Consider the following 16,071-nt stretch of genomic DNA (forward strand, 5'->3'; position numbering starts at 1 on the left):
GGGGCGCTTTCCTCGCCGACCCGGCGCCGGTAGACCTCGACGACCCGCTCCAGGGAGTCGGAGAGGTAGGTGTCCAAGAGCCGCTCCGCCCCGCGCCGGTCCCCGGCCTGCAGGGCCTGCAGGATCTGGCCGTTGCGGGCGAGGTACGGCTCGTGGAGGCGCCGCGGGTCGTCCACGACGTGGAAGGCGAGCCGCAGTTCGGCGAAGACGCTGCGCATCAGTTCGTCGGTGCGTTCGCTGCCCGCCAGCGCGACCAGTTCGCGGTGGAAGTGGATGTTGGCGGTACCGAGTGCTTTCCAGTCATTCTCGTGGGCGGCCAGCCGGCCCTCGGTGACGGCGGCGTCGAGGCGGTCGAGCGCGTAGGGCGGCTCGCCCAGACCGCGGACGACCGCGCACTCGACCAGGGCCCGGGTGCGGTAGATGTCCTCGACGTCCTCGACCGTCAGGACCCTGACGAACACGCCCCGGTTGAGTTCGTGGACGAGCAGGCGCTCGTGGGTGAGCAGCCGGAACGCCTCGCGCAGCGTGTTGCGGGAGACCCCGAGGGCGCCGCCGATGGCGTCCTCGGACAGCCGGGTGCCCGGCGGGAAATAGCCCTCGGCGATGCGGCTTCTGAGGATGTCGGAGACCCGTTCGGCGGTGCTGGTGCGCCCCAGGAGGGCGCGGTCGTCGGCCAGTCCCGTCAGCTGCTCTGCCATGCCCGGAATTCAATCGCACACCTGGGGACGAGACAACGCGGGTATTGAAGGATCGTTGAACGATCCTCTACGGTGCTTCACACGGCCCGCCTCCGCACGGTCCATCTCCCTTACGGCACTGCTCAGTTACCCGCACCCTCCGTCCCCTTCCTCTGCGAGGTGCCCATGAGCACGACCCCTCCGCCCCGCTCCGCGACCCCCGGCGCACCACCGGCGCAAGGTGAACGCCCCGCCGCCGACGGGCCGTTCGGCTGGCTGCGCGCCCTCGGCCCCGGCGGCCGGCGCGCGTTCGCCGGCGCTTTCGGCGGCTATGCCCTGGATTCCTACGACTACTTCACGCTGCCACTGAGCATGGTGGCGCTCGCGGCGTACTTCGGCCTGGACAGCGGCCAGACCGGCCTGTTCACCACCGTCACGCTGGTGGTCTCGGCGATCGGCGGTGCCGCGGCGGGTGTGGTCGCGGACCGGGTGGGCCGGGTCCGGGCACTGATGATCACGGTGGTCACGTACGCCGTCTTCACCGTCGCCTGCGGCTTCGCGCCCGACTACGGGACGCTGCTGGTCTTCCGCGCCCTCCAGGGCCTCGGCTTCGGCGGCGAGTGGGCGGTCGGCGCCATCCTCGTCGCCGAGTACGCGAGCGCGCGGCACCGGGGCCGTACGCTCGGCGCGATCCAGAGTTCCTGGGCGGTCGGCTGGGCGCTGGCCGCGGTCGTCTACACGCTGGTCTTCTCGTTCGCCGGCGACGACCTGGCCTGGCGCGTCATGTTCTGGACCGGGGCGCTGCCCGCGCTGCTCGTGGTGTGGCTGCGCCGCCGGGTGCACGACGCGCCCGAGGCGACGGCGGTCCGTGAACAGAGCCCGCGCCGCGGCTCGTTCGCGGCCATCTTCCGCCCCGGCCGGGACGGCGAGCCGGGACTGCTGCGCACGACGGTCTTCGCGAGCCTGCTGTCCACGGGCGTCCAGGGCGGCTACTACACGCTGGCGACCTGGGTGCCGACGTACCTGAAGACCGAGCGCGGCCTGTCGGTGGTGGGCACCGGCGGCTATCTGACGTTCCTGATCTCCGGTGCCTTCCTCGGCTACCTGACCGGCGGCCACCTCACCGACCGGCTCGGGCGGCGCCGCAACATCTGGCTGTTCGCGCTGCTGTCCGCGGTGTGCGTCCTCGCCTACGCGAACATCCCGCACGGCGCCGACACCCTGCTGCTGGTGCTCGGCTTCCCGCTGGGCTTCTGCATGTCGGCGATCTTCAGCGGCTTCGGGTCCTATCTGAGCGAGCTGTACCCGACGGCGGTGCGCGGCACCGGGCAGGGCTTCACGTACAACACCGGGCGCGCGGTGGGCGCGGTGTTCCCGACCGTCGTCGGCTACCTGGCCGACAGCTGGGGCGTGGGCGGTGCGCTGGTGTTCGGCGCCCTCGGTTACGGCCTCGCGGCGCTGGCCCTGCTCGGGCTGCCCGAGACGCGCGGGAAGGAGCTGGCGTGATGCGGGTGCACCGTACCGAGGACCGGCCCGTGATCCTGGCGGACCCGCACGCGCGCGCGTGGAGCCCGGAAACGGCGCGGCTGCGCTTCCGCGAGGGCCTGGCGGGACCCACCGCGGGCGTCGCGGCGGGCCACACGCAGGCCAACCTGATCGCTGTGCCGGCCGACTGGGCGTACGACATGCTGCTGTTCTGCCAGCGCAATCCGAAGCCCTGCCCGGTGCTCGACGTCACGGACGCGGGCTCCTGGACGACCGTGCTCGCGGACGGCGCGGACCTGCGCACCGACCTGCCGCGCTACCGGGTGTGGCGGGACGGCGAGCTGGTCGAGGAGCCGACGGACGTGCGCGCGTACTGGCGTGACGATCTGGTCGCCTTCCTGCTCGGCTGCAGCTTCACCTTCGAGTGGGCGCTGAGCACGGCGGGAGTCCCGATCAGGCACGTGGAGCAGGGCCGCAACGTGCCGATGTACGTGACCGGCCGGCAGTGCCGTCCGGCGGGCCGGCTGCGGGGGCCGATGGTGGTGTCGATGCGCCCGGTGCCACCGGAGCACCTGGGCGCCGCGATCCGTGAGAGCAGCCTGCTGCCGGCCGTGCACGGCGGTCCGGTGCACTGCGGCGACCCCGCGGCCCTCGGCATCGAGGACCTCGGCCGCCCCGACTTCGGCGAGCCGGTGGCCGCCGCGCCCGACGACATCCCGGTGTTCTGGGCGTGCGGGGTGACCCCTCAGGCGGCCGTGATGGCCTCGCGCCCGCCGTTCGCCCTCACGCACGCACCGGGGCAGATGTTCCTGACCGACGCCCGCGACGAGCAGTACCGCGTGGCCGGTGCCGGCTGACACCGGCCACGCGCCGTCCAACCGACGAGGACCGGAGACAGAGAAGACCATGACCGCGATCGATCTGAACGCCGACCTCGGCGAGGGCTTCGGCCGCTGGCGGCTGACCGACGACGAGCGGCTGCTGTCCGTCGTCACCAGCGCCAACGTGGCCTGCGGGTTCCACGCCGGGGACGCGGCCACCATGCGGCGGGTGTGCGAGCTGGCCGCCGCGCGCGGGGTGACGATCGGCGCGCAGGTCTCCTACCGGGACCTCGCCGGGTTCGGGCGGCGCGCGATGGACGTACCGCCCGCCGAGCTGGCGGCCGAGGTCGCCTACCAGATCGGCGCCCTGGAGGTGTTCGCGCGGGCGGCGGGCGCGCGCGTGGCCTACGTCAAGCCGCACGGCGCGCTCTACAACCGGGTGGTGCACGACGAGGAACAGGCCGGCGCGGTGGTCGACGGCGTACTCCTGGCCGACGCCTCGCTGCCGGTGCTGGGCCTGCCCGGATCGCGCCTGCTGGAACTGGCCGCCAAGGCGGGTCTGCCACCCGTCACGGAGGCGTTCGCCGACCGTGCCTACACCGACGAGGGCACGCTGGTGCCGCGGGGCCGGGACGGCGCCGTGGTGACGGACCCGGACGCCGTCGTGGAGCGCTCGGTGAGCATCGCGCGCGACGGCGCGGTCGCCTCGCACTCCGGCGCCGATATCCGGGTGCGCGCCCGCTCGCTGTGCCTGCACGGCGACACCCCCGGCGCCGTGGAGCTGGCCCGCCGGGTGCGCGAGCGGCTGGTGGCGGCGGGCGTGCGGGTGGAGGCCTTCGCATGAGGGTGCTTCCCGTAGGCGACGACGCGCTGCTGGTGGAGGCCGCCTCCGGCGCCGAGGCGCAGGCCCTGCACGCGGAGCTGCTGCGCCGCCGCGCGGAGGGCTCGCTGAGCGTCCGGGAGATCGTCCCGGCGGCCCGTACGGTCCTGCTCGACGGCCTGGACGACCCGGTCCGCCGGGCGTCGGAACTGACCGCCTGGGACGCGCCGGCCGCCGCCCCGCGCGCGCGGGAGCTGGTCGAGCTGCCCGTCCGCTACGACGGCCCGGACCTCGCCGAGGTCGCCGCGCACTGGAAGGTGTCCGCGCGCGAGGTGGCCCGGATCCACGCGGCGACCGAGTTCACGGTGGCCTTCTGCGGCTTCGCGCCCGGCTTCGGCTACCTCACCGGGCTGCCCGCCCGCTACGACGTGCCGCGCCGCGCCACCCCGCGCACGGCGGTCCCGGCCGGCTCCGTCGCGCTGGCGGGGCCGTACACGGGCGTGTACCCGCGCTCCTCCCCCGGCGGCTGGCAGCTGATCGGCACGACGGAGGCGGTGCTGTGGGACCACGCGCGCGTACCGGCCGCGCTGCTCTCCCCGGGCACGCGCGTGCGCTTCGTACCGGTGGGGGACGCGTGAGCGACCGAGCGCTCGTCGTCGTGCGGGCCGGGGCCCTGACCACCGTCCAGGACCGGGGACGGCCCGGGCACGCGCACCTCGGTGTGCCCCGCTCGGGGGCGCTCGACCCGCCCGCGGCCGCCCTGGTCAACCGGCTGGCCGGCAACGCCCCGGACGCGGCCGTCCTGGAGACCACCCTCAACGGCTGTGCGCTGCGCCCCCGTTCGACGGTGACCGTCGCCGTCGGGGGCGCGTTCTGCCCGGTCGCGGTGGGCGGCCGCCCGGCCGCCTGGGGTGCCCCGGTGGTCGTACCCGCCGGTGAACTGCTGGAGGTGGGGGCGGCCGTGGCCGGCGTGCGCGCCTACGTCGCCGTCTCCGGCGGGATCGCCCCGGAGCCGGTCCTCGGCAGCCGGTCCACCGACCTGCTGTCCGGCCTCGGGCCGCCGCCCCTCACGGACGGCACCGTGCTGCCGCTCGGCACCCCGGCGGGGCCGCCCGCGCGCGTGGACGCGGCGCCGCAGCCGCGCCCGCCGGCCGAACTGGTGCTCCGGGTGACGCCGGGCCCGCGTGACGACTGGTTCACCGGGCGCGCGGTCCGGGAGCTGACCACGCGCGCGTACCGGGTGTCCTCGGCGAGCAACCGCATCGGCCTGCGCACCGAGGGCCCGGCCCTGGAGCGGGCCCGGACCGGCGAACTCCCCAGCGAGGGGATGGTGCTGGGCGCGGTCCAGGTGCCGCCGGACGGCCGCCCGGTGGTCTTCCTCGCCGACCACCCCACCACGGGCGGCTACCCGGTGATCGCCGTCGTCCGCGCCGCCGACCTGCCGGCCGCCGCGCAGGCGGTCCCGGGCACCGCCGTGCGGTTCGTGGCGGTACGGCGGCGCTGAGCCCCCGTGCCCTTCGGAGCGGCGGGCAGGGCGGCGAGCGCCTCGGACACCGCCGCCGCCGCGCACAGGTCGAGACGGGCGCCCGTGCCCCGCGCGTCGTGCCGCAGTTCGCCGGCCGCCAGCCACAGCAACTGGGGCAGCAGATCGGTGCACCGCCGGGCGACCCAGCCGGTGCCCGCGGTGGCGAGCCACCACAGGTTCGCCGAGCGGCCTGGAGCGGGCGACCGGGGTTCGGGGGACGGGGGCGGCCCGGTCGCCAGGCCCGCCTCGGCGAGCAGGGCGTGGAAGCGGACGGCGAGCTGCCGGTGGCCGCGCTCGCCCGGGTGCAGCCGGTCCGCGCTCCACAGGGCGCGGTCGGCGACCCAGGCACCCTCCGAGAGGTGCAGGTGCACGGCCCCGTACCGGTCGGACAGCGCGTGGACGACGTCGTTGACCGCCCGCTGCCGCCGGGCCAGCGGGCGCGCGAGCGCGCCGGGCAGTCCCAGCATCGCTCCGGGATCGGGCAGGCAGGCGGTCAGCAGGGTGGCGCCCCGGCCGCTGAACGCGCCGTACACCTGGTCGAGCCGGGCGGCCACGGCGCGGATGTCGAAGGTGCTGCGCAGGGTGTCGTTGACGCCGACGACCACGGACGCCAGGTCGGGGCGCAGCGCCAGACCGGCCGGGGTCTGCCGGTGGAGCACGTCCCGCGTCTGCGCCCCGCTGACGGCGAGGTTGGTGAACTCGACGCCCTGGGCGTCCCCGGCGGCGAGGGCGCCGGCCAGCCGGGCCGCCCAGCCCCGCCGGCCCGCGCCCGCGCCCGCGGGGTCGCCGACGCCCTCCGTCAGCGAGTCCCCGAGCGCCACGAAGCGGACGGGTCTCATGCCACGCCCTCCCGGGCCGCGGCCCCGGCCTGCGTGTCGGGATGCCCGGACGCCGGGGCGTCGTGGGCGGCGAGGAACGCCCGCACCGCGGTCTCCCAGCGGAAGCACTCGGCACGCTCGCGTGCGGCCTGCCGCCGCCGCTGCTCGGGCCGGGACAGGAGCAGTTCGACGGCGTCCGCGAACGCCTCCGCGTGGTCGGCCGCCGCCACCCCGGACGGCCCGATCACCTCGGGCAGTGCCGAGGACGCGCTCGCCACCACGGGCGTCCCGCAGGCCATGGCCTCCAGCGCGGCCAGCCCGAAGGTCTCGGCGGGCCCGGGGGCCAGGCACACGTCGGCGCTCGCCTGGAGCGCGCCGAGGGCGGCCCGGTCTCCGACGTGGCCCAGGAAGGTCACCGGCAGACCGCGCTCGCGGGCCCGCTGCGCCAGCCGCGGCCGCAGCGGCCCGTCCCCGGCCACCACCAGCACCGCCCGCCGCCTCCGGCGCAGCAGGGCCTCCAGTGCGCTCAGGGCCGTGCCGGGCCGCTTCTCCACGGACAGCCGGGAGCACAGCACGAGCAGCGCCTCGTCCCCGCGCGCGTGGCGGGCGCGCAGCCCCGGGTCGTACAGGGCGGGGTGGCTCGCCGTCAGGTCGACGCCCAGCGGCGCGCGTACGACGTTGCGCGCGCCGATGCGGACGAACTCGCGCTCGGCGAACTCCGTGGTGCACACCACGCGCGCGTAGACGTGCGCGGTACGGGTGTTCAGGGTGTCGGCCGTCCGGCGGGCGACCGGCTCCGGCAGGCCCCAGGTGCGCAGCACGCCCTCGGCGCTCTCGTGGGAGACCATCACGGCGGGCACGCGCGCGCGGCGGGCCCAGCGGCCGGTCCAGCGCAGGGTCGTGCGGTCGGATACCTCCAGGCGGTCGGGGGCCAGCTGCTCCAGCAGGGCCGCCAGGCGCCGCCGGTCGGTCAGGACCCGGTAGCCGCCGGTGCCGGGCAGCACGGGGCCGGGCAGGGTGATGACCCGGCCCTGCTCGGTGTCGCGGTCGGTGTGCCGCTCGCCGGGGACGACCAGTACCGGCTCGTGGCCCGCCTCCCGCAGGCCCCTGCCCAGTTCGCGCAGGGCGGTGCGCAGGCCGCCGGAGGCCGGGGTGACGAAGTTGGCGAGCCGGACGATGCGCAGGGGTGCGCCGGTCATGCCGCCACCGCCGTCCTGCGCGCGGCGAGCACGTCCTGGTAGTGCCCGATGAGCTGGTCGCCGACGGCGGCCCAGGTGCGGCCCTCGACCAGGGCGCGTCCGGCGGTCCCGTAGGCGGCCCGGCGGGCCGGGTCGGCGGCGAGGGCGCCGACGGCCTCCCGTACGGCGTCCGCGTCGCGCGGCGGCACGAGCAGGCCGGTGCGGCCGTGGGCCACCAGGTCGAGCGGACCGCCGGCGGCGGGCGCGACCACCGGCACGCCGCTTGCCATGGCTTCCTGGACGGTCTGGCAGAAGGTCTCGAACGGGCCGGTGTGCGCGAACACGTCCAGCGAGGCGAAGATCCGGGCGAGCTCGTCGCCGGTGCGCCGGCCGAGGAAGACGGCGCCGGGCAGGGCCTCGGTGAGGTGGGAGCGGCTGGGCCCGTCGCCGACCACCACGACCCGCACGCCGTCGAGGCCGCAGACTCCGGCGAGGAGTTCGACCTGCTTCTCGGGGGCGAGCCGGCCGACGTAGCCGACGATCAGCTCGCCGTCGGGGGCTAGGGTGCGGCGCAGCGCCTCGTCGCGGCGGCTGGGCCGGAAGCGCACGGTGTCGACGCCGCGCGGCCACAGCCGTACCCGGGGCACCCCGTGGTCCTCGAGGTCGCGCAGGGCGGCGCCGGAGGGGGCGAGGGTGCGGTCGGCGGCGGCGTGCACGGAGCGGATCCGGCGCCAGGCGGCTGCCTCGCCGGCTCCCATGTACGTCCGGGCGTACCCGGCGAGGTCGGTCTGGTAGACGGCGACGGCGGGGACGCCGAGCCGGGCGGCGGCGGCCATGCCGCGGACGCCGAGGACGAAGGGGCTGGCCAGGTGGACCAGGTCGGCGCGGTGCTCGGTGAGCGCCGCGGCGAGGCGCCGGCTGGGGAGGGCGACGCGGACCTGGGGGTAGCCGGGGAGCGGGAGGGAGGGGACCCGGACGACGGGGCACGGCGCCTCGAGGGCGTCGGCCTCGGTGCCGGGCGCGGTGGCCGGGGCGACGACGAGCGGGAGGTGACCGCGATCCACGAGGTGCCGGGCGGTCTGCAGCGCGCAGTGGGCGACGCCGTTCACATCGGGGGGAAAGGATTCGGTCACGATGACGACACGCATACGGGTGTTGTCGCCGGGCCGGACGTGGCCGCGTCAACGTCGATCTTTCCGGCCGGGGAACGTCCCATGAGCGTTGGACCGCGCACCCGGGCAGGTCGCACCGCGGCCATGCGGGTCAGGTCTCCGGGTCACCCGGGGTTCACCCGCGGGCGGTCCCGCCCGCGGGTGCGCGGCGGCGCCCCGGGTGGTCACATGGTCTGCGCGTCCGGTCCGAAGCGGCTGCGGACCGCCGTCTGCACCTCGTCCTCCTCGGCCGGGTCGGAGGCGAGGCGGCGGAGCCGTTCCACGACGCGGGCGTCACCGGTCTCGGCGTGCCGGGCGGCGAGTTCGCGGGTGGTCTCCTCGCAGTCCCACAGGCATTCGACGGCGAAGCCGGTGGCGAAGGAGGGGTCGGTGGCGGCCAGGGCGCGGGCGGCGCGGCCGCGGAGGTGGGAGGAGGCCGTCTCGCGGTAGATGTGGCGCAGCACCGGGGCGGCGCAGGCGATGCCGAGCCGGCCGGTGCCGTCGACGAGGCTCCAGAGGGTGGGCGCGTCCGGCCCCTCGCCGCGTACGGCCTCGCGCAGGGCGCCGAGGACGAGGTCGCTGTCCTGGGCCCCGCCGCGGCAGGCGAGCACGCGTCCGGCGGCGGCGCCGAGTGCGTCGGGGCGCTGGGCCCAGCGGCGCGCGCGGTCGACGGCGGCGATGCTGCGCATGCGTTCGAAGGCGTCGACGGCGGCCTCCACCACGGGCGCCGATCCGTCGGCGACCGCGGCCTCGATCAGGTGCAGGGCGTCGGGGTCGTTGCTGTCGGCGAGGTAGCGCAGCGCCGTGCAGCGCGCGCCGTCGGTGCCGTTCCCGGCGGCCTGGACGATCTCCGGCCGGTCCTCGGGGCCGGCCACCGCGGCCAGACATCGGGCGGCCGGCACGTGCAGGGCGGCGCCGCGTTCGACGCCCTGCTGGGCCCACTCGAGGACGGCGGCCACGCTCCACCCGGGGCGCGGCCCGGTGGGCCGCATCTGGCGCTGCCAGCGGTCGAAACAGCCGGCTTCCTGGGCGGCACGCACGCGCGTGGCGATCGACTCCCGGGGATCCTCGGCCCACAGCCGCCAGGGCCGCGGCTCGAAGGCGTCGCGCACGGCGGCGGCCAGCTCGGCCTCGCCCTCCGGGTCGGCGGGGAAGCGGGCCAGGACCGGCGCCGCGAGGGCGCGCAGCGCCGCGTCCTCGTCGCGCAGGGCCAGCTCGTCCAGGGCCCAGGCCCAGTTGGCGCCCTGTGCGGCGTACCTGCGCAGCAGGGCGAGCGCGTCGCGCCTGCCGTAGGAGGCGAGGTGCCCGAGGACGGCCAGGGCGAGGCCGGTGCGGGACTCCTCGCCGTCGAGGACGTCCTCCGCGCAGAACAGGTGCGCCTCGATGGCGTCCAGCTCGCCGTTCAGGTCGAGGTAGAGCCGGGCGTAGTACAGGGAGCGGTTCTCCACCTGCCAGTCGTGACGGGGGTCGCGCAGCACGCAGTGGTCGAGGGCCGCGAGCGCCTCCGCGCGCGGGGCGGTGAGTGCGTGCAGCGTGCCGTCGCCGCGGCCGCGCTGGAGCAGGCCGAGCAGCGTACCGCTGGGCGCTATGACCGGATCGAACATGGGAAACAGCCTCACATCAAGCGTCGACGCAACCGGGAAACACGCATTACCTGGCCGCGTGACACAACGTCGGAGCGCCCGCCGTCTCTTGCTTGCTGTAGACCATCTCTCTCTGCCTCTCGTCGGTGGCCCATGCGGACCGCGTCACGGTCCGCGCGGTGCGGCAACACCTGCCCGGCCATCGCGTCCGTGAATCACGTCGTCATGATGACCCGCGCTGTGTGCTGTCGCGACCGTATTTCCGGCGGCCCCGTACCGCCTCCCCCGTTTTCCGTGCCGTAACTGGTCAGGACATGTCCGTCAGTGCGCGCCGAACAGTTGCAGCAGTTCGGCCCGGCCGAACATGCGCGCCGTGTCGACGGCCGAGGGGGTCCCCGCGGCGGGGTCGGCGCCGCCCTCCAGGAGGGCCTTGATGACGTCGGTCTCCCCCTTGAAGACGGCCCCGGCGAGCGGGGTCTGGCCCCGGTCGTTGACCCGGTCCGCCTCCGCGCCCCGGGCGAGCAGGGCGCGCACCGCGTCGGCGTGGCCGTGGTACGCGGCGAGCATCACCAGGCAGTCGCCGCGGTCGTTGGTGAGGTTGGCCGGGACGCCCGCGTCGACGTACGCGACCAGCGCCTCGGTCTGCCCTCGCCGGGCCAGGTCGAAGACCTTGGTGGCCAGCTCCACGACCTCGGGGTCGGGGGCTTCGCTCATCGGCCGGACCGCCTCTCGTTGCAACCGTTCAGGTGAATCGCAAGGGTACTGGCTCGCGCCTCACATGACCCGAAGTGCCCGAGGTAAAGATCACTGCAGCCCCCGCCGGGCGCAAGCGCCCTCCTCAACCGGCCTACCGGTGGCTCCGCCGCCCGAGTGAAAAGGCCCGAGATTCACCCGGTTGCACCTTTTGTCGTATAGACACATCCTGTGATTCTGGAAGTACTCATGGTGACTGTCCCCTATCGACACCAGGAGACCCCAAATGATCCTCTCCATGTCCGGCGTGGTCCTGCTCGGCACCATCGTCTTCCTCTTCTTCCGCAAGGACGGGCTCAAGGGCTCGCACGCCTGCGTCTCGGCCCTCTTCGGCTTCTACCTGTCGAGCACGGCGATCGCACCGAGCATCAAGGCCGGAGGCGAGAGTCTGGCGAGCCTCCTCGGCGGCATCAAATTCTGAAGCCGCACCTCCCGCCCGCACGCACCATCAGGAGACAGCAGTGGCCCGGCGCCCTCTCCCCCGCATTCTGAGCAAAGACAGCGCGCAGATCGCCCGGACGCAGATCGCCCGGAGCCGGGAGCTGGCCCGGACGGCGGCCGACAGCGCCACCGACGTCCTCCACCCGCTGATCACCATCTCGCGCGGTCTGCGCCGGCTGGCCTCGGCCGGGCGGCGCAGGTGGGCCGAGACGCCGAAGGACAAGCGCGGGCCGCTGCTGTTCCTCGCGGCCTCCGTCGTCCTGGTCGTGGTCCTGGCGCCATACGGCCCGCTGCTCGCCGTCATCACCCTCATGGCGGCGTCCGCCTGGCAGGGCCGCGACCGCACCCCACCGGCTCCCGAGGGGCCGGACGAGTCGCAGGCCGAGCGGCTCCGGGCGGTGTACGAGGCCCTGGTGCCGCACTTCTCCGTCCCCGAGGACCCGGCACCGCTCTACACCCACGGCGGGGAGTGGGAGAAGGTGGTCGAGGAGCACGAGTTCGACGACACCGGACGCTTCGGCCACCTCGTGATCCGCTACCCCGCCTACTTCCCGGACGGCGAGGCCGTGGCACGCGCGCGGATCGAGCAGCTGCTCACCGCCAAGGCCGGGCGGGGCCGTGAGTACCACTTCGACTGGGACGAGGCGGGCAACCGGCTGACGGTCACCGTCCTCGCTCCCCTGCCCACGGACATCGCCGCCCAGCGCTTCGTCGCCACGCCGGGCGAGACGGTCCTCGGCTTCACCGACCCCGGCGAGGTGCAGCGCACGCTGCCGCTGTCCTACGGGCGGGACCGGCGCGACGTGCCGCCGGTCGTCTGGCGCACCGGCGTCCGCTCCACCGAGCCGCACCTGCTGGCCATGGGACACCCCGGCAGCGGTACCTCCACACTGCTGCGCTCGATCGCCCTGCAGGCCCTGCAGCACGGCGACGTCCTCATCGTCGACGGCGGCGGCACCGGCGAGTACGCGTGCCTGACCGGCCGGGACGGCGTGCTGGCCGTGGAGTGCGCGCCGGCCGGGGCGCTGGCCAGCCTCGAGTGGGCCGCGCAGGAGACCGAGCGGCGGCTCATCGCCGTCAACCGGGCCCGCCAGGCGGGCGACCCGCCGCCCGGCGACACCCGGCGCCCGCTGTGGCTCCTCCTGGACCGCCCGACCGTCTTCACCCACCTCGCCGAGGCGGAGCACCGCAAGGACCCGCAGGTGCTGCTGCAGATGCCACTGCGGCACGGGCGCGCGGCGAACGTGACCGTCGTCGTGGCGGAGCAGTTCGACAGCGCGGAGACGCTGTGCGAGGCGGTACGGCAGCACACGCGCGCGCGGGTCGTCCTGGGGCCCGCGGCGCCCGAACAGGTGGAGGCGGTGCTGGGCCTGCCGCCGCACACGACACCGCCGGCCCAGGTGCCGGCCGGACGGGGGTACGCGCGGCTCGGACACGGCCCCGTGCACCGGCTCCAGGTGCCGCGCACCCCGGACCCGTACGACGACGCCACGAGCGAGACGGACCGGGAGGCGGTACTGGCCCTGCTGCCCCCGCGGACGACACCGGTGGAGGCGATCACCACCGAGCCGGCGGAAACGGCACCACCGACCGCGAAGGCGGTGGCAGCCGAGCATTCCTAGCACCGGCGGCTGCCCCACCAGGGGCGCGGGGAACTGCGCGACCAGCCACAACGAACCCGCAGCCGAAGAAACACAGCCGGACCCGAGCCCCGCCCCCGAGGGGACCGCTTACGCCACGAACGTGCGCGGCCCCTCCGCGCCGCCCGTGGCGCCCGTCTCGACCAGGCGGGCCGCTGCCGAGAGGCGGGACGCCGCCTCGTCCGCGACCGCCCCCGCCACCGTGAAGGGAAGGCGCACGTACCCCTCGAAGGCGCCGTCGACGCCGAAGCGGGGACCGGAGGGCACGCGGACACCGACCCGCTCCCCCGCCTCGGCCAGCCGGGAGCCGGAGAGGCCGCCCGCGCGGACCCACAGGGTCAGGCCGCCCCGGGGCACCTCGAACTCCCAGCCGGGCAGCTCCCGGCGCACCGCGGCCACCAGCGCGTCCCGGTTCTCCCGGGCCTGCCTGCGGCGCAGCTCCACGGCCTGCTCCCAGCCGCCGGTGCTGAACAGCCAGTTCACCGCCAGCTGTTCCAGGACGGGGGTGCCGAGGTCTGCGTACGCGCGCGCGGCGACGAGACTGCGGATGACGTCCGGGGCGGCGCGCACCCAGCCGATGCGCATGCCCGCCCAGAACGCCTTGCTCGCCGAGCCGACCGTGATGACGGTGGACCCGGCCGGGTCGAACCCGCACACCGGACGGGGCATGCCGGCGTCCCCGAGGGACTCGTCCAGCCACAGCTCGGTCATCGTCTCGTCGGCGACCAGGACGGTCCCGGCCGAGCGGGCCGCGTCGACGAGCCGGCGCCGCTGGTCCTCGTCGGCGAGCGCGCCGGTCGGGTTGTGGAAGTCGGCGACGACGTAGGCGAGCCGGGGCGCCGCCTCGCGGAGCACCTGGCGCCAGCGGTCGAGGTCCCAGCCGGAGAGCCCCTCGGCCATCGCGACCGGCACCAGCCGCGCTCCCGCCTCCCGCATCAGCTGGAGGATGTTGGCGTAGGAGGGCGACTCGACGGCGACGCGTTCGCCGCGGCCCGCGAAGAGGTGGCAGATCGCGTCCATGGCGCCCATGGCGCCGGTCGTCACCATGATCTGCTCGGGCATCGTGGGGATCCCGCGCGCGGTGTACCGCTCGGCGATCATCGAGCGCAGGGCGGGCAGGCCCGCGGGGTAGTCGCCGTGCGTGTGGGCGTACGGCGGCAGTTCCTCCAGCGCGCCCTGGACCGCCCGGGTCAGCCAGGGCTCGGGGGCCGGGAGCGAGGCGCAGCCCAGGTCGATCACCGAGCCGAGGGCCTCGGGCGGCAGCGGCTCCAGGCCGCGCGCGGGCAGCGGGTTGCCCGCCGGTACGGCCGTCCAGCTGCCCGCGCCGCGCCGGGACTCCAGGAAGCCCTCGGTGCGCAGCGCCTCGTAGGCGGCGGCGACCGTGGTGCGGCTGACGGACAGGGCCAGCGCCAGCTCGCGTTCCGCGGGCAGGCGCGCGGCCACCGGCACCCGGCCCTCCAGGACCAGCAGCCGGATGCCGTCGGCGAGGGCGCGGTAGGCGGGCGGACGGCGCGTGCCGGGTGCCGGGCGCTCCTGCTGGGAGGTGAGCAGCCGGGCGAGCTGCGCGGCCCCCACCGCCGAGGTCCATTGCGCCATGACGATCAGTCCACCTTCCCCGAATTGGCCATGGATGGCGATCCATCCCACGCCACAGAGTGTCACGCGTCAGGCCACCGCCACCACCCAGGGGGGTACGTCCGTGTCCACTCGTGGCCGTCTCGCGAGACGGTTGATCCAGCTGTACGCGGGACTCGCGCTCTACGGCGCGAGTTCCGCACTGCTCGTGGAGGCGCATCTCGGCCTCGAGCCGTGGAACGTGCTGCACCAGGGGCTCGCGGAACTCACCGGACTGTCGATCGGCACGGTGTCGATCGTCGTGGGGGCGGTGGTGCTGCTGCTGTGGATCCCGCTGCGCCAGCGGCCCGGGCTCGGCACGGTGTCCAACGTCTTCGTAGTCGGTCTCGCCCTGGACGGCACCCTCGCCCTGGTCCCGGACGCGCACGGCCTCGCCGTGCGGATCCCGCTGCTGGTGGCGGGCGTCGTGCTGAACGGCGCGGCGACCGGGCTGTACATCGCGGCGGACTTCGGGCCGGGTCCGCGCGACGGGCTGATGACGGGGCTGCACCGGCGCACCGGCCGCTCGATCCGGCTGATGCGGACGGTGGTCGAGGTCGCGGTGGTGGTCACCGGCTTCGCGCTGGGCGGCACCATCGGCGTCGGCACCCTGCTGTACGCGCTGGCCATCGGCCCGGTGGCCCAGCTGTTCCTGCGGGTGTTCGCCGCCCCGGCGGCATCGGAGCGCGGCACGGTGGTTGCCGCGCCGTCACCGGGGCGGGCGATACTGCGTCCGTGACCACCACGACGCCACCGGCACGCCACCCCTACCTGGACCACCCGGGCCCGATCGCGTTCGCCCACCGCGGCGGGGCCGCCGACGGGCTGGAGAACACCGTGGGGCAGTTCCGGCGCGCGGTGGAGCTCGGCTACCGGTACATCGAGACCGATGTGCACGCCACGGCGGACGGCCGGCTCGTCGCCTTCCACGACGCGACCCTGGACCGGGTCACCGACGGGGCCGGCCGGATCGCCGACCTGCCGTGGGCCGAGGTGCGGCACGCGCGCGTGGGCGGCAGCGAACCGGTGCCGCTCTTCGAGGAGCTGCTGGAGACCTTCCCCGGGGTGCGCTGGAACGTGGACGTCAAGGCGGAGCCGGCCCTGCGGCCCCTGCTGGAGCTGGTCGAGCGCGCGGGCGCCTGGGACCGGGTGTGCGTGGGCTCGTTCTCCGAGGCGCGGGTGCTGCGGGCGCAGCGGCTGGCCGGGCCGCGGCTGGCCACCTCGTTCGGCACGCGCGGGGTGATCGGCCTGCGGCTGCGCTCCTGGGGGCTGCCGGCCGCGGTGCGCCGGTCCGCGGTCGCCGCGCAGGTGCCCGAGGCGCAGTCGGGCATCCCGGTGGTCGATCACCGGTTCGTCCGCGCCGCCCACGCGCGCGGGCTGCAGGTGCACGTGTGGACCGTCAACGAGCCGGAGCGGATGCACCGGCTCCTGGACCTGGGCGTCGATGGCATCATGACCGATCACATCGACACGCTGCGCAAGGTCATGGAGGACCGCGGCGCCTGGGTCTGAGCGCCCGTCGCGCCGGGCCCTGCCTTCGCACGGCACTTCTGCGGGAAGCGAGG

16 protein-coding genes are annotated in these 16,071 nt (G+C 75.5%); 9 read left to right on the plus strand and 7 right to left on the minus strand.

Going from position 1 to position 16,071, the window contains the following annotated elements:
- The coding region (locus AQJ66_RS34520; protein WP_061930192.1) for a GntR family transcriptional regulator at positions 1-698 on the minus strand (698 nt) is incomplete at its 3' end.
- 165 nt (positions 699-863) lie between these two features.
- Between AQJ66_RS34520 and AQJ66_RS34525 the strand changes: the two genes are divergently transcribed.
- The 5 genes from AQJ66_RS34525 to AQJ66_RS34545 are packed head-to-tail and all read left to right on the plus strand — an operon-like array spanning position 864 to position 5,307.
- Positions 864-2,183, plus strand: a complete 1,320-nt coding sequence (locus AQJ66_RS34525) for an MFS transporter (protein WP_061930195.1) — start codon at positions 864-866, stop codon at positions 2,181-2,183.
- Positions 2,183-3,019, plus strand: coding sequence for a putative hydro-lyase (locus AQJ66_RS34530; RefSeq protein ID WP_107119132.1), 837 nt, complete (start codon positions 2,183-2,185; stop codon positions 3,017-3,019). Before AQJ66_RS34525 ends, AQJ66_RS34530 begins: the two co-directional genes overlap by 1 nt.
- Positions 3,020-3,068: 49 nt before the next feature.
- The gene (locus tag AQJ66_RS34535) at positions 3,069-3,827 is read left to right on the plus strand and encodes a LamB/YcsF family protein (protein WP_061930197.1); all 759 of its coding nucleotides are present in this window, start codon (positions 3,069-3,071) and stop codon (positions 3,825-3,827) included.
- The gene (gene pxpB / locus AQJ66_RS34540) at positions 3,824-4,441 is read left to right on the plus strand and encodes a 5-oxoprolinase subunit PxpB (RefSeq protein ID WP_061930200.1); all 618 of its coding nucleotides are present in this window, start codon (positions 3,824-3,826) and stop codon (positions 4,439-4,441) included. The genes AQJ66_RS34535 and pxpB overlap by 4 nt, the downstream gene beginning before the upstream one ends.
- Positions 4,438-5,307, plus strand: coding sequence for a 5-oxoprolinase subunit C family protein (locus tag AQJ66_RS34545; RefSeq protein WP_061930203.1), 870 nt, complete (start codon positions 4,438-4,440; stop codon positions 5,305-5,307). The genes pxpB and AQJ66_RS34545 overlap by 4 nt, the downstream gene beginning before the upstream one ends.
- Here AQJ66_RS34545 and AQJ66_RS34550 read toward each other — a convergent pair.
- From AQJ66_RS34550 to AQJ66_RS34570, 5 genes are all read right to left on the minus strand, one after another.
- A complete protein-coding gene (locus AQJ66_RS34550) occupies positions 5,208-6,167 on the minus strand; it encodes an SGNH/GDSL hydrolase family protein (RefSeq protein ID WP_079060593.1) in 960 nt (319 codons plus the stop codon). The two genes, AQJ66_RS34545 and AQJ66_RS34550, sit on opposite strands and share 100 nt — an antisense overlap.
- Positions 6,164-7,345, minus strand: coding sequence for a glycosyltransferase (locus tag AQJ66_RS34555; protein ID WP_061930205.1), 1,182 nt, complete (start codon positions 7,343-7,345; stop codon positions 6,164-6,166). The genes AQJ66_RS34550 and AQJ66_RS34555 overlap by 4 nt, the downstream gene beginning before the upstream one ends.
- Positions 7,342-8,472, minus strand: coding sequence for a glycosyltransferase family 4 protein (locus AQJ66_RS34560; RefSeq protein ID WP_061930208.1), 1,131 nt, complete (start codon positions 8,470-8,472; stop codon positions 7,342-7,344). The genes AQJ66_RS34555 and AQJ66_RS34560 overlap by 4 nt, the downstream gene beginning before the upstream one ends.
- A 188-nt stretch (positions 8,473-8,660) precedes the next feature.
- Entirely contained in the window at positions 8,661-10,079 is a 1,419-nt protein-coding gene (locus tag AQJ66_RS34565) for a hypothetical protein (protein ID WP_061930211.1), read from the minus strand.
- Between the two features lie 300 nt (positions 10,080-10,379).
- Positions 10,380-10,772: an ankyrin repeat domain-containing protein gene (locus tag AQJ66_RS34570; protein ID WP_061930214.1), complete on the minus strand. Its 393-nt coding sequence runs from the start codon at positions 10,770-10,772 to the stop codon at positions 10,380-10,382.
- Between the two features lie 265 nt (positions 10,773-11,037).
- Between AQJ66_RS34570 and AQJ66_RS34575 the strand changes: the two genes are divergently transcribed.
- Complete coding sequence (locus AQJ66_RS34575) at positions 11,038-11,232, plus strand: hypothetical protein (protein ID WP_061930217.1); 195 nt, start codon at positions 11,038-11,040, stop codon at positions 11,230-11,232.
- 40 nt (positions 11,233-11,272) lie between these two features.
- Entirely contained in the window at positions 11,273-12,874 is a 1,602-nt protein-coding gene (locus AQJ66_RS34580) for a P-loop NTPase family protein (protein WP_061930220.1), read from the plus strand.
- Positions 12,875-12,982: 108 nt separating this feature from the next.
- On the opposite strand, the gene AQJ66_RS34585 is transcribed toward AQJ66_RS34580, so the two are convergent.
- Positions 12,983-14,488 carry an SCO1417 family PLP biosynthesis transcription factor gene (locus tag AQJ66_RS34585; RefSeq protein WP_061930223.1) on the minus strand — a complete coding sequence of 502 codons (1,506 nt, stop codon included), beginning with the start codon at positions 14,486-14,488 and terminating at the stop codon, positions 12,983-12,985.
- Between the two features lie 103 nt (positions 14,489-14,591).
- On the opposite strand from AQJ66_RS34585, the gene yczE reads away from it, so the two are divergent.
- Positions 14,592-15,245, plus strand: coding sequence for a membrane protein YczE (gene yczE / locus AQJ66_RS34590; protein ID WP_061930226.1), 654 nt, complete (start codon positions 14,592-14,594; stop codon positions 15,243-15,245).
- The gene (locus AQJ66_RS34595) at positions 15,242-16,018 is read left to right on the plus strand and encodes a glycerophosphodiester phosphodiesterase family protein (protein ID WP_061930229.1); all 777 of its coding nucleotides are present in this window, start codon (positions 15,242-15,244) and stop codon (positions 16,016-16,018) included. The genes yczE and AQJ66_RS34595 overlap by 4 nt, the downstream gene beginning before the upstream one ends.
- The last annotated feature ends 53 nt before the right edge of the window (positions 16,019-16,071 follow it).

This window comes from Streptomyces bungoensis (assembly GCF_001514215.1).
Lineage (GTDB): Bacteria > Actinomycetota > Actinomycetes > Streptomycetales > Streptomycetaceae > Streptomyces > Streptomyces bungoensis.

Coding starts and splice junctions, on each gene's coding strand:
- AQJ66_RS34585 (WP_061930223.1), bottom strand. CDS start 14,488: ATGGCGCAATGGACCTCGGCGGTGGGGGCCGCGCAGCTCGCCCGGCTG.
- AQJ66_RS34575 (WP_061930217.1), top strand. CDS start 11,038: ATGATCCTCTCCATGTCCGGCGTGGTCCTGCTCGGCACCATCGTCTTC.
- AQJ66_RS34525 (WP_061930195.1), top strand. CDS start 864: ATGAGCACGACCCCTCCGCCCCGCTCCGCGACCCCCGGCGCACCACCG.
- pxpB (WP_061930200.1), top strand. CDS start 3,824: ATGAGGGTGCTTCCCGTAGGCGACGACGCGCTGCTGGTGGAGGCCGCC.
- AQJ66_RS34560 (WP_061930208.1), bottom strand. CDS start 8,472: ATGCGTGTCGTCATCGTGACCGAATCCTTTCCCCCCGATGTGAACGGC.
- AQJ66_RS34530 (WP_107119132.1), top strand. CDS start 2,183: ATGCGGGTGCACCGTACCGAGGACCGGCCCGTGATCCTGGCGGACCCG.
- AQJ66_RS34535 (WP_061930197.1), top strand. CDS start 3,069: ATGACCGCGATCGATCTGAACGCCGACCTCGGCGAGGGCTTCGGCCGC.
- AQJ66_RS34570 (WP_061930214.1), bottom strand. CDS start 10,772: ATGAGCGAAGCCCCCGACCCCGAGGTCGTGGAGCTGGCCACCAAGGTC.
- AQJ66_RS34565 (WP_061930211.1), bottom strand. CDS start 10,079: ATGTTCGATCCGGTCATAGCGCCCAGCGGTACGCTGCTCGGCCTGCTC.
- AQJ66_RS34555 (WP_061930205.1), bottom strand. CDS start 7,345: ATGACCGGCGCACCCCTGCGCATCGTCCGGCTCGCCAACTTCGTCACC.
- AQJ66_RS34550 (WP_079060593.1), bottom strand. CDS start 6,167: ATGAGACCCGTCCGCTTCGTGGCGCTCGGGGACTCGCTGACGGAGGGC.